This is a genomic window from Streptomyces sp. NPDC057287, from assembly GCF_042667905.1.
In the GTDB taxonomy this organism is placed as follows: Bacteria; Actinomycetota; Actinomycetes; order Streptomycetales; family Streptomycetaceae; genus Streptomyces.
The window spans coordinates 327,736-340,052 of the sequence record NZ_JBHUYV010000009.1 but is presented as its reverse complement, the minus strand read 5'-3'; the positions used below and the strand labels follow the sequence as shown (position 1 = coordinate 340,052).

Below are 12,317 nucleotides of genomic sequence, written 5' to 3'. Positions count from 1 at the left end.
GTCCGGGGCCACCGGCCCCGGACCGCGCCGGTCCCGTCTCCGCCCCGCCCCGGCTACTGGGCGCCGGGACGCACCAGCCCGCTCTCGTACGCGTAGACGGCGGCCTGCACGCGGTCGCGCAGGCCCAGCTTCGTCAGCACATGGCCCACATGCGTCTTGACCGTCGTCTCGCTCACGAACAGGTCGGCCGCGACCTCCGCGTTGGACAGGCCGCGCGCCACCAGCTTCAGCACCTCCACCTCGCGTTCGGTGAGGGTGTGCAGGGCGTCCGGGACGGGGTCCTCGCCCGACGGCAGGTGGTCGGCGTACTTGTCGAGCAGCCGGCGCGTGATGCTCGGCGCCAGCATCGCCTCTCCCGCCGCCACCACCCGGATGGCCTGCACCAGCTCGTCGGCCGGAGCGTCCTTCAGCAGGAAGCCGCTGGCTCCGGCGCGCAGCGCCTCCACCACGTACTCGTCGAGGTCGAACGTCGTCAGGACCAGCACCTTCGCCGGGCCGTCCCGGCCGGGTCCCGTGATCTGGCGGGTCGCCTCGACCCCGTCCATCCGCGGCATGCGGATGTCCATGAGCACGACATCGGGCTGCAGCGCCCGCACCTGGTCGATGGCCTGAAGGCCGTCACCGGCCTCACCGACCACCGCGAGATCGCCTTCCGCCTCCAGGATCATCCGGAAGCCGGTGCGCAGCAGCGGTTGATCGTCGACGAGCAGGACGCGGATAGCCACGTGATCTCCTTAGGGGCCTTCGAGGGCCACCGGTCGGCCGGCCTCGAAACGGACCGGCTCCATTCTGCCCTGCACAGCCTCCGCCGATTCGGCCGGGCGCACGGACAGTGGATAGACCGGGGGAGTCCCGCCGAATTCCGGACAGACCGCCCGGTGGTCGCACCAGCCGCACAGCTTCGTCGGCCTGGGCCGCCACTCGCCGGTCTCGGTGGCCAGCCGGATCGCCTCCCACAGCGCGAGCAGCTTGCGCTCCACCCGCTCGAGGTCGGCGGGGACGGGGTCGTACGTCAGCACGTCCCCGCTGCCGAGGTAGACCAGCTGGAGCCGGCGCGGCACCACCTTCTTCAGACGCCACACCACCAGGGCGTAGAACTTCATCTGGAACAGCGCGCCCTCGGCGTACTCCGGGCGCGGGGCCTTGCCCGTCTTGTAGTCCACGATGCGGACCTCGCCCGTCGGGGCCACATCGACTCGGTCGATCACCCCGCGCAGCCGCAGCCCCGAATCCAGCTCCGTCTCGACGAACAGCTCCCGCTCGGCCGGCTCCAGGCGGGTCGGGTCCTCCAGCGAGAACCACCGCTCCACGAGGCGCTCCGCCTCGCCCAGCCACCCCGCGAGCCGTTCCCCCTCGGGATCCCCGTCGAACAGCTCCGTGAGCTCGGGCTTCGACTCGACCAGCCGGTCCCACTGGCCGGGAATCAGCGCCTTGGCCTTCGGCGCCGTACGGTCCGCCGCAGGGGCGTCGAAGAGCCGCTCCAGCACCGCATGCACCAGCGTGCCCCGGGTAGCAGCCTCACTGGGCTTCTCGGGCAGCTTGTCGATCACCCGGAAGCGGTACAACAGAGGGCACTGCATGAAATCGTTCGCGCGCGAGGGCGACAGGGACGAGGGTGGCTGAGGCGGGCGCGGTACGGACGTCATGCCGAAGACCCTACGGGCCGCCACCGACACCCAGCGGCATACCATCGACGACAGAGCTCGCACACCGCATGATCGTGGCAGAAGCCACCTACCGGAGGGACCCCGTGGACGAGAGCGGCGACAGCGGGCGCCCGCAGCCCGGCGCAGGGGGCACGGACCCCGGCACCGGACCGAAGAAGGGCAAACCGCGGCGGCCGGCAGAGCCCGGCGGCGGCCTCCTCATGGGCCGCCCCTTCGGCGTGCCCGTGTATGTGGCACCCAGCTGGTTCGTCGTCGCGGCTCTGATCACCTGGGTCTTCGGGGGCCAGCTCGACCGCGTCCTGCCGGAGCTCGGCGGCTTCCGCTACCTGGTCGCGCTCTTCTTCGCGATCGCCTTCTACGCGTCCGTGCTGGTCCACGAACTGGCCCACACCGTCGCCGCCCTGCGCTACAAGCTGCCCGTGCGGCGCATCCAGCTCCAGTTCTTCGGCGGTGTGTCCGAGATCGAGAAGGAGTCCGAGACCCCCGGCCGCGAGTTCATCCTCGCCTTCGTCGGGCCCCTGCTCTCCCTCGTGCTCGGTGGCGTCTTCTACGTCCCCCTCCAGTTCGTCGAAGCGGGCACCGTCCCCGGCGTGCTCCTCGCCGGACTGATGGTCTCCAACCTCATCGTCGCGGCCTTCAACCTGCTGCCGGGCCTCCCGCTGGACGGCGGGCGCATGCTCCGCGCCGTCGTCTGGAAGATCACGGGCAAGCCGATGAGCGGCACCGTCGCCGCCGCGTGGGTCGGCCGGGGCCTGGCCGTCACCGTCCTCATCGGGCTGCCCCTCCTCACCCACACCGGCGCACTCGGCAACGCCTCCAGCGAGATCGGCGGCGTGGAGACCGTCACCGACGCGCTGCTCGCGGCGATCCTCGCCGGAATCATCTGGACCGGCGCCGGCAACAGCCTGCGGATGGCCCGCCTCCGCGAGCACCTCCCCGACCTCCGGGCCCGCACCCTCACACGGCGTGCCGTTCCCGTCGAGTCCGCCACCCCGCTCTCCGAGGCGCTGCGCCGCGCCAACGAGGCGGGCGCCCGCGCCCTGGTCGTCGTCGACGGACAGGGCAGCCCCAAGGGCGTGGTGCGGGAGGCGGCCATCGTCGGCGTCCCGGAGCACCGCAGGCCCTGGGTGGCCGTCAGCGGCCTCGCCCAGGACCTCACCGAGGGCATGAAGGTCCCCGCCGAACTCGCGGGCGAGGCACTCCTGGACCGGCTGAAGGCGACCCCGGCCACCGAGTACCTGGTCGTCGAGGACACCGGCGAGATCTACGGAGTCCTCTCCACCGCCGACGTCGAGCGCGCCTTCGTCAAGGCCATGGCCCGCCCGTCGGCCTGACGCCCCGGAAAGCGGGCCCCGAAATACCGGTAGGCTGGTCACATGTCCGAACCGACCGGTGCCGCCCGCCGTCGCGGCCCATTCACAGTCGGGGACCAGGTCCAGCTCACCGACCCCAAGGGACGCCACTACACCTTCACGCTCGAAGCCGGAAAGAACTTCCACACCCACAAGGGTTCTTTCCCGCACGACGAGCTGATCGGTGCTCCCGAGGGCAGTGTTGTCCGTACCACGGGAAACGTCGCCTATCTCGCGCTGCGCCCCCTGCTCCCCGACTACGTCCTGTCCATGCCCCGCGGTGCCGCCGTGGTCTACCCGAAGGACGCGGGCCAGATCCTCGCCTTCGGTGACATCTTCCCCGGCGCCCGCGTCGTCGAAGCCGGCGTCGGCTCGGGTGCGCTCAGCACCTTCCTGCTGCGCGCCATCGGCGAGCAGGGCATGCTGCACTCCTACGAGCGCCGCGAGGACTTCGCCGAGATCGCCCAGCAGAACGTCGAGCGCTACTTCGGCTCGCCGCACCCCGCCTGGCAGCTCACCGTCGGCGACCTCCAGGACAACCTCTCGGACACCGACGTCGACCGTGTCGTCCTGGACATGCTCGCCCCGTGGGAATGCCTCGAGGCCGTGTCCAAGGCCCTGGTGCCCGGCGGCATCCTCTGCGCGTACGTCGCGACCACGACCCAGCTCTCGCGGACCGTCGAGTCCATCCGTGAGATCGGCTGCTTCGCGGAACCGCAGCCCTGGGAGTCGATGATCCGCAACTGGCACGTCGAAGGCCTGGCCGTCCGGCCGGACCACCGGATGATCGGCCACACCGGCTTCCTCGTCACCGCCCGCCGTCTCGCGGACGGCGTCGAGCCGCCGGTCCGCCGCCGCCGCCCCTCCAAGGGCGCCTACGGCGAGGACTACAAGGGTCCCGGCAGCCGGAGCGGATCCGACACCCGCGACTGACCCCGCACGACGCACAGGCGCCGCCGCCGAGTTCCCGGACCGACCCGGGAGCCCGGCGGCGGCGCCTTTCCGCTGCCCGTGCGGACCCCGGCGTTCCCCTCGGGTGTGAGGTGTGGCACGATGCTGGCCACCCCCGCCCGCCGACGTCCGCTCGGCACCGCCCATCCAGGCCTCCAGGAACCACAGGAGACATACCGCGTGCAGACCTCCGCGCTCCCGGACCTCGCGCACACCGACGCCAAGCCGGTGCACTGGCTCGCCACGGCGACGGCGATGGCCGCGGTCGTGGCCGTGGCGGGGCTGCTCCAGCCCGACGCCGCCACCGCCACGGCCTCGGCGTCCGAGCACCGCGTGGCCACGCAGCACGGCGCCGCGCCCGCCGCGGCGGCGCCCGATCCGGCCGCGGTCACCTATCCGCTCGACTGCGGCGCCGCGGGGCGGACCGTCGCCGACAGCGCCCACGGAGACCTCGACGGGGACGGCGGGCCCGAGACCGTGGCCGTCGTCCGCTGTGCCGCGGGGTCCGGCACCCCGCCCAGCGGCATCTACGTCGTCACACAGGCGAGCGGGGCCGCTCCCCGGGTCGTGGCGACCCTGGTGGACCCCGCTCAGAAACTCAACGTCACCGACTTCACCGTCCGTGACGGCAAGGTCTCGGCCACGCTGCTCGGCTACTCCTCGGCCGACGTACCGCGCTGCTGCCCCGACGAGCTGGAGAGCGCCGCCTGGCAGTGGAAGGGAAACGCGTTCATCAAGACCGCGGGCCCGGCCGGCGCCACCACGCGGGGCGCCTGACCCTCACGGCCTCACGCGCGGCCCCTACTCCGCGTCCGGCCCGAAGACTTCCACATTGTCCGAAACGCGACGTACATGGATGCAGTCGCCCGGGCACTCCTTGGCCGAGTCCACCACGTCCTGGAGGAGGGGCAGCGGCACCGGAGTGGTGGCGCCCTGCGCCTGGAGGAGCTCGTCGTCGGAGCTCTTCACGTAGGCGAGACCGTCGATGTCCAGCTCGAACACCTCAGGCGCGTACTGCACGCAGATGCCGTCGCCCGTACAGAGGTCCTGGTCGATCCAGACCTCGAGGTCCTGAGTGTCGCTGCCGCCCGGAGCGTCCTGCTGCACGGTCATGTGTCCTGCCGTTCCCTGCGTATCTGCACCAATTGAAGCCAGCCCTGACGGGTGTTGAACACTTCGACGATACAACCGGCTGCTTTCCGGTGCCGAAGGGTGGGTATTCCCTTGGCGTGAGGGGGAGCGCAAGGGTGAAGATCGGACACACTCCCGGGTCTTTGTGATCTAGGGGTTTCAATCATCACCCACCCAGGTAGGGTCAGGAAGCGTCCAGCTCCCCTTGGAGGAGGTGAGGACCGTGGCAGCCCACGACGACGACATCAACCGCGGCACCCGGCCCGCGCGCGGGTCAGAAGACCCGGCCGGCCAGGTCGCCTATCTCGAGCAGGAAATCGCCGTCCTGCGACGTAAGCTCGCCGACTCTCCGCGTCATACGAGGATTCTCGAAGAGCGGATCGTCGAGTTCCAGACCAATCTGGCAGGCGTGTCCGCGCAGAACGAGCGGCTCGCCAACACGCTCCGCGAGGCCCGTGACCAGATCGTGGCCCTCAAGGAGGAGGTCGACCGGCTCGCACAGCCGCCGGCCGGCTTCGGTGTCTTCCTGCAGGCCAACGAGGACGACACCTGCGACATCTTCACCGGGGGCCGCAAGCTCCGGGTGAACGTCAGCCCCAGCGTCGAGCTCGAAGGCCTCCGGCGAGGCCAGGAAGTCATGCTCAACGAGGCGCTCAACGTGGTCGAGGCCATGGAGTTCGAGCGGGCCGGGGACATCGTCACCCTCAAGGAGATCCTCGAGGACGGCGAGCGCGCCCTGGTCGTCGGGCACACCGACGAGGAGCGGGTGGTGAGGCTCGCCGAGCCCTTGCTGGACATCACCATCCGTCCCGGCGACGCCCTCCTGCTCGAACCCAGGTCCGGCTACGTCTACGAAGTGGTCCCCAAGAGCGAGGTCGAGGAGCTCGTTCTCGAAGAGGTCCCGGACATCGACTACAACAAGATCGGCGGTCTGGGCGACCAGATCGAGCTGATCCGCGACGCGGTCGAGCTCCCGTACCTCCATCCCGACCTCTTCAAGGAGCACGAACTGCGTCCGCCGAAGGGCATCCTGCTCTACGGCCCTCCGGGTTGCGGCAAGACACTCATTGCCAAGGCCGTCGCCAACTCGCTGGCCAAGAAGGTCGCCGAGGTCACCGGACAGCCCGCGGGGAAGAGCTACTTCCTCAATATCAAGGGCCCCGAGCTCCTCAACAAGTACGTCGGTGAGACCGAGCGCCACATCCGCCTGGTCTTCCAGCGTGCCCGGGAGAAGGCGAGCGAGGGTACCCCCGTCATCGTCTTCTTCGACGAGATGGAATCCCTCTTCCGCACCCGTGGTTCCGGTGTCAGCTCGGACGTGGAGAACACCATCGTCCCCCAGCTGCTCGCCGAGATCGACGGCGTGGAGGGCCTGGAGAACGTCATCGTCATCGGTGCCTCCAACCGTGAGGACATGATCGACCCCGCGATCCTGCGGCCCGGCCGTCTCGACGTGAAGATCAAGATCGAGCGTCCGGACGCGGAGGCGGCGAAGGACATCTTCGCGAAGTACCTCACGCCGTCGCTGCCGCTGCACTCGGACGACCTGGCCGAGCACACCGGCTCGAAGGAGGCCGCCGCCCACGCGATGATCCAGTCGGTCGTGGAGCGGATGTACACGGAATCCGAGGAGAACCGCTTCCTCGAGGTCACCTACGCCAACGGTGACAAGGAAGTCCTGTACTTCAAGGACTTCAACTCCGGAGCGATGATTCAGAACATCGTGGACCGGGCAAAGAAAATGGCCATCAAGGCATTCCTCGAGCAGGGCCAGAAGGGCCTGCGCGTCTCCCATCTCCTCCAGGCGTGCGTGGACGAGTTCAAGGAGAACGAGGACCTGCCCAACACCACCAACCCGGACGACTGGGCCAGGATTTCCGGAAAGAAGGGTGAGCGGATCGTCTTCATCCGCACACTCGTCACCGGAAAGCAGGGCGCGGACACCGGTCGTTCCATCGACACGGTGGCGAATACCGGACAGTACCTGTAAAACGCAGACCGGCTGCGGATGCCCGGCAGGGCATCCGCAGCCGGCCGTTTTCCCGGAAGGTCCGGCCATACCCGAACAATGACGTAATTGATCTCCCCACCGGCGCAGAGGCGCTCTAGGCTCTGCCGTACCGCCGAGTCGCGCAGTGCGGGGACGGGCACCGCGGACCAGCAGCGGTACTTGAGCGGCGCTCCCGGACGGGAGCGCCGCCGGGCAAGGAGGGCCGCATGACCGTACGGCGAGTAATGGGCATCGAGACGGAGTACGGGATCTCCGTTCCCGGTCAACCCAACGCCAATGCCATGCTCACCTCGTCCCAGATCGTCAACGCCTACGCGGCGGCGATGCACCGGGCGCGCCGCGCCCGCTGGGACTTCGAGGAGGAGAATCCGCTGCGCGACGCGCGAGGCTTCGACCTCGCCCGTGAGACCGCAGACTCCAGTCAGCTCACCGACGAGGACATCGGCCTGGCCAATGTCATCCTCACCAACGGTGCGCGACTGTACGTCGATCACGCGCACCCCGAATACAGCTCACCGGAGATCACCAACCCGCTGGACGCGGTGCTCTGGGACAAGGCCGGCGAGCGGGTGATGGCGGAAGCGGCCGAACGGGCCGCCGCGATCCCCGGCGCCCAGCCGATCCACCTGTACAAGAACAACACCGACAACAAGGGCGCGTCCTACGGCACGCACGAGAACTACCTGATGAAGCGGGAGACCCCCTTCTCGGACATCGTGCGCCATCTGACCCCGTTCTTCGTCTCCCGCCAGGTCGTCACCGGTGCGGGACGTGTCGGCATCGGCCAGGACGGCCATGAGCACGGCTTCCAGATCAGTCAGCGCGCCGACTACTTCGAGGTCGAGGTCGGCCTCGAGACCACGCTCAAGCGCCCGATCATCAACACCCGCGACGAACCGCACTCCGACGCCGAGAAGTACCGCAGGCTCCACGTGATCATCGGCGACGCGAACCTCTCCGAGATCTCGACCTACCTGAAGCTCGGCACCACCTCGCTGGTCCTGGCGATGATCGAGGACGGCTTCATCAAGGTCGACCTGGCGGTCGACCAGCCGGTCCGCACCCTTCACCAGGTCTCGCACGACCCGACGCTCAAGCAGCTGGTCACGCTCCGTAGCGGACGGACACTCACCGCGGTGCAGCTCCAGATGGAGTACTTCGAGCTGGCCCGCAAATACGTCGAGGAGCGGTACGGGGCGGACGCCGACGAGCAGACCAAGGACGTCCTGGCCCGCTGGGAGGACACCCTGAACCGCCTCGAGAACGACCCGATGAGCCTCTCGGGCGAGCTGGACTGGATCGCCAAGCGGGAGCTCATGGAGGGCTACAGGCGCCGTGACGGCCTGGACTGGGACGCCCCGCGCCTGCACCTCGTGGACCTCCAGTACGCCGACGTGCGCGCCGACAAGGGCCTGTACAACCGTCTGGCGGCCCGGGGGAAGATCAAGCGGCTGCTCGACGAGAGCGATGTCGAGCGGGCCCGTACGAAGCCGCCCGAGGACACCAGGGCCTATTTCCGGGGCCGCTGCCTGGAGCAGTACGCGGACGACGTCGCCGCGGCCTCCTGGGACTCGGTCATCTTCGACCTGCCCGACCGTGACTCGCTGCAGCGGGTGCCGACGATGGAACCGTTGCGTGGTACACGTGCTCACGTCAAGGATCTGCTGGACCGCTGCCGGACGGCGGAAGAGCTGGTCCGGACGCTCACGGGGGCCTGAAAGGCGTCCCGGCTGGGAATCAATCAGATGACCTCCGGACGTTGAGGAAAGTACCGGGCCAATGTCGGACCCCGTAGGTAGGGTCTGATCAAGTGCTTCGAACCGAGCGGGGTGAGCTAGATGGCGACCAAGGACACCGGCGGCGGACAGCAGAAGGCGACACGTTCCACCGAGGAGGCCGAGGAGCAGGCGCAGGAAGCGCAGGCGTCCGAGGACCTCGCGGAGCGGCAGGAGAAGCTCAGCGACGACGTGGACGACGTCCTGGACGAGATCGACGACGTACTCGAGTCCAATGCCGAGGATTTCGTTCGTTCGTTCGTTCAAAAGGGCGGCGAGTAACAGCCGGAGATCCGGTCCGGACCGCTCGCCGGCGAGCTCGCACAGCTGGCCGGCGTCTTCCGTGGGATGTCCCGCCCGTACAGGGGCATCCCACGGAAGCGCTTCTGCACCCGGGATCATGTTGATCACCGTCACGGTGCGGGTAGGGTCCGTGGCGTACTGCTTCAACTGCAATCCGGCCATCGGCAAGTTGGGGATGATCCTGACTCCTTGCGCAGGGCCATCGCATACCTGGAGGGAAACGCGTGGAAGCCAACACTCGTAGCACCGGGCGTCTACCAGCTGCCTTCCTGACGCCGGGATCGTCCTCGTTCATGGACTTCCTGTCCGACCACTCTCCCGAGATCCTTCCCGGCAACCGCTCCCTGCCGCCGCTGCAGGGCGCCATCGAGGCGCCGCACGGCACGACCATCGTCGCGGCCTCGTTCCCCGGTGGAGTGGTGCTCGCCGGTGACCGGCGGGCGACCATGGGCAACATGATCGCGCAGCGCGACATCGAGAAGGTGTTCCCGGCCGACGAGTACTCGGCGGTGGGTATCGCCGGGACCGCGGGTCTCGCCGTGGAGATGGTCAAGCTGTTCCAGCTGGAGCTGGAGCACTTCGAGAAGGTGGAGGGCGCCACGCTCTCCCTGGAGGGCAAGGCCAACCGCCTCTCCACGATGATCCGCAGCAATCTGGCGATGGCCATGCAGGGTCTGGCGGTCGTCCCCCTGTTCGCGGGGTACGACGTCGACCGTGAGAAGGGCCGGATCTTCTCCTACGACGTCACCGGTGGGCGTTCCGAGGAGCACGGCTACGCGTCCACCGGCTCCGGGTCCGTCTTCGCACGCGGTTCGATGAAGAAGCTGTACCGGAACGACCTGACGGAGGAGCAGACGCTCACCCTGGTCGTGCAGGCGCTGTACGACGCGGCCGACGACGACTCGGCCACTGGCGGCCCGGACGTGGCCCGCCGGATCTACCCGATCGTCACCGTCATCACCGACGAGGGCTTCCGCAAGCTCGACGACACGGAATCCTCGGAGATCGCGCGCGCGATCCTGGAGCGCCGGCTCGAGCAGCCCGACGGCCCCCGTGCCGCCCTGCTCTGACCGGCCCGATGCCTCTCCGATGCACTCGTCACTGACAGAAAGGGACGGATAGCCGGTGTCGACGCCGTTCTATGTCTCACCCCAGCAGGCCATGGCCGACCGGGCGGAATACGCCCGGAAGGGCATCGCCCGTGGTCGCAGCCTGGTTGTGCTGCAGTTCGCCGACGGCATTGTGTTCGTCGGCGAGAACCCGTCCCGCGCGCTGCACAAGTTCAGCGAGATCTACGACCGGATCGGCTTCGCCGCCGCCGGCAAGTACAACGAGTACGAGAACCTCCGTATCGGCGGGGTCCGTTACGCCGACCTGCGGGGATACACCTACGACCGCGACGACGTGACGGCCCGTGGGCTGGCCAACGTCTACGCGCAGACGCTGGGCACCATCTTCTCCAGTGCGGCCGAGAAGCCGTACGAGGTGGAGCTGGTGGTCGCCGAGGTCGGCGCCGGGCCCGAGGGCGACCAGATCTACCGGCTTCCGCACGACGGCTCGATCGTGGACGAGCACGGCTCGGTCGCGGTCGGCGGGAACGCCGAGCAGATCAGCAGCTTTCTCGACCAGCGCCACCGCGACGGGATGTCGCTCGCCGAGGCACTGAAGCTCGCCGTACAGGCACTCTCCCGTGAGGCCAACGGCAACGAGCGGGAGATCCCCGCCGAGCGGCTCGAGGTCGCGGTCCTGGACCGCACGAGGCCCCAGCAGCGCAAGTTCAAGCGGATCATCGGCCGGCAGCTGACCAGGCTGCTGGAGGCGGACGGCGCGGGGACGACCCCGACGGACGCCCCGTCCGACACCGAGGAGCCCGAAGGCGGCAGCGCTCCGGCTGCCGGCACCGACACCCCCGGGAAGGGCGCGGACGGTCCTGCCGAGGCATCGGGAGAGACCACGAAGGAGTAGCCCCGGACCATAGTCCTGGGCGAGTTCCTGACCGAGCCCTCCGGCCGCCTCGCGCGGCGGCCGGAGGGCTCCGTCATGCGGCGGGCCCCGTCATGCGCCTCGTCATGCGGCGGGCGGGGGAGCGGTGGAACCGCGTGTCACCAGGGCGACCGGGAGGTCGCGATGGGCCGCCGGGCGGCCCTCCAGGACGTCCAGCAGAGCTGTCATGCCCCGCTCGCCCACCTGTTCGGCGGGGAGGCGCACGGTGGTGAGTTCCGGTTCCACCGCCGTGGCGAGCGCCAGGTCGTCGAAGCCGGTCACGGAGATGTCGTCGGGCACCCGCAGTCCCCGTCTGCGCACCGCCTTGCAGGCACCGGCGGCCAGGATGTCGTCGTCGCAGACGACGGCCGTGGGCAGGGGGCCTGGAGAGGCCAGGGCCGCCTCGACGGCCTCGCGCCCCGACCTCACGTCCAACGGGGAGGTCACAGTGCGCAGGACCGCGCCCGGGACGCCGTCCACGGCCTCCCGCAGTGCCCGTGCGCGCACCGCGAAGGTCCAGGTGTCCACGGCGGACGCGAGGTGCACGATCCGGCGGTGCCCGAGACCCAGCAGATGGTCCGTCACCTGACGCATCCCGTCCGCGATGTCGAGATTCACCCGCGCCGCGGCGCTGTGGTCCCCGGGGTCGCTGTCCAGCATCACGAGCGGCAGCCCCGCGCCCCGCAGCGCCCCGAGGGCGTTCGCCGCCATCGACGAGGCGATCACCCCGTCGAGCGCCGCGCGGGCCGAGGCGAACGGGTCCCTGGCGGGGCCGGTGCCGTCGGGGGACGGATAGAGGACCACGCCGAAGTCGTGCTCCGCGGCGACGGCCGCGGCGCCCGTGTACACCCGTGCGAAGAATTCGTTGGTGAGCGCGGGGACGACGAGGAGGGCCGTGCGCGTGCGGCCCATGCGGAGGCTGCGGGCGGCGAGATTGGGCCGGTAGCCGAGGTCCCGGGCGCTGTCGCGGACCCGCTCGGCGGTGGCCGCCGACACGCGGCCCCGCCATTTCTCACCGAGCACGAGCGAGACCGTGGCCTGCGAGACGCCCGCGGCCCGTGCCACGTCACGGCTGGTGGGCCGGGGTGGGGCGGGCTGCTGCGCGCTGCTCACTCGTGCCTCCGTGCGGGACCTGTCGGATGCG

Annotated in this window: 13 protein-coding genes; 9 read left to right on the top strand and 4 right to left on the bottom strand. The window is 69.5% G+C overall.

What is annotated here, in order from left to right; genetic code table 11:
- Positions 1-53 precede the first annotated feature (53 nt).
- The gene (locus tag ACFUNE_RS20265; RefSeq protein ID WP_383569477.1) at positions 54-725 is read right to left on the bottom strand and encodes a response regulator; all 672 of its coding nucleotides are present in this window, start codon (positions 723-725) and stop codon (positions 54-56) included.
- Positions 726-734: 9 nt separating this feature from the next.
- On the bottom strand, positions 735-1,580 hold the full coding sequence (locus ACFUNE_RS20260; protein WP_383569524.1) for a RecB family exonuclease: 846 nt from the start codon (positions 1,578-1,580) through the stop codon (positions 735-737).
- 170 nt (positions 1,581-1,750) lie between these two features.
- Between ACFUNE_RS20260 and ACFUNE_RS20255 the strand changes: the two genes are divergently transcribed.
- The 3 genes from ACFUNE_RS20255 to ACFUNE_RS20245 all read left to right on the top strand — a co-directional run bounded on the left by ACFUNE_RS20255 (position 1,751) and on the right by ACFUNE_RS20245 (position 4,747).
- Positions 1,751-3,001, top strand: a complete 1,251-nt coding sequence (locus ACFUNE_RS20255; protein WP_383569521.1) for a site-2 protease family protein — start codon at positions 1,751-1,753, stop codon at positions 2,999-3,001.
- 42 nt (positions 3,002-3,043) lie between these two features.
- Complete coding sequence (locus tag ACFUNE_RS20250) at positions 3,044-3,952, top strand: tRNA (adenine-N1)-methyltransferase (RefSeq protein ID WP_383569474.1); 909 nt, start codon at positions 3,044-3,046, stop codon at positions 3,950-3,952.
- Between the two features lie 198 nt (positions 3,953-4,150).
- Positions 4,151-4,747 (top strand): hypothetical protein, encoded by a 597-nt coding sequence (locus ACFUNE_RS20245; protein WP_383569519.1) that lies wholly within the window; start codon positions 4,151-4,153, stop codon positions 4,745-4,747.
- A 24-nt stretch (positions 4,748-4,771) separates the two neighbouring features.
- Here ACFUNE_RS20245 and ACFUNE_RS20240 read toward each other — a convergent pair whose 3' ends face one another.
- On the bottom strand, positions 4,772-5,083 hold the full coding sequence (locus ACFUNE_RS20240; protein ID WP_383569471.1) for a ferredoxin: 312 nt from the start codon (positions 5,081-5,083) through the stop codon (positions 4,772-4,774).
- 241 nt (positions 5,084-5,324) lie between these two features.
- Between ACFUNE_RS20240 and arc the strand changes: the two genes are divergently transcribed.
- The 6 genes from arc to prcA all read left to right on the top strand — a co-directional run bounded on the left by arc (position 5,325) and on the right by prcA (position 11,155).
- The gene (arc, locus tag ACFUNE_RS20235; RefSeq protein WP_383569468.1) at positions 5,325-7,091 is read left to right on the top strand and encodes a proteasome ATPase; all 1,767 of its coding nucleotides are present in this window, start codon (positions 5,325-5,327) and stop codon (positions 7,089-7,091) included.
- Between the two features lie 227 nt (positions 7,092-7,318).
- The gene (dop, locus tag ACFUNE_RS20230) at positions 7,319-8,830 is read left to right on the top strand and encodes a depupylase/deamidase Dop (RefSeq protein ID WP_383569465.1); all 1,512 of its coding nucleotides are present in this window, start codon (positions 7,319-7,321) and stop codon (positions 8,828-8,830) included.
- 120 nt (positions 8,831-8,950) lie between these two features.
- Entirely contained in the window at positions 8,951-9,169 is a 219-nt protein-coding gene (locus ACFUNE_RS20225) for a ubiquitin-like protein Pup (protein WP_103517470.1), read from the top strand.
- Positions 9,170-9,235: 66 nt separating this feature from the next.
- On the top strand, positions 9,236-9,463 hold the full coding sequence (locus ACFUNE_RS20220; protein ID WP_383569462.1) for an endonuclease domain-containing protein: 228 nt from the start codon (positions 9,236-9,238) through the stop codon (positions 9,461-9,463).
- Positions 9,415-10,260: a proteasome subunit beta gene (prcB, locus tag ACFUNE_RS20215; protein WP_383569461.1), complete on the top strand. Its 846-nt coding sequence runs from the start codon at positions 9,415-9,417 to the stop codon at positions 10,258-10,260. The genes ACFUNE_RS20220 and prcB overlap by 49 nt, the downstream gene beginning before the upstream one ends.
- A 55-nt stretch (positions 10,261-10,315) precedes the next feature.
- Positions 10,316-11,155: a proteasome subunit alpha gene (gene prcA / locus ACFUNE_RS20210; RefSeq protein WP_383569459.1), complete on the top strand. Its 840-nt coding sequence runs from the start codon at positions 10,316-10,318 to the stop codon at positions 11,153-11,155.
- Between the two features lie 102 nt (positions 11,156-11,257).
- Here prcA and ACFUNE_RS20205 read toward each other — a convergent pair whose 3' ends face one another.
- The gene (locus tag ACFUNE_RS20205; RefSeq protein ID WP_383569456.1) at positions 11,258-12,286 is read right to left on the bottom strand and encodes a LacI family DNA-binding transcriptional regulator; all 1,029 of its coding nucleotides are present in this window, start codon (positions 12,284-12,286) and stop codon (positions 11,258-11,260) included.
- Between the last annotated feature and the right edge of the window lie 31 nt (positions 12,287-12,317).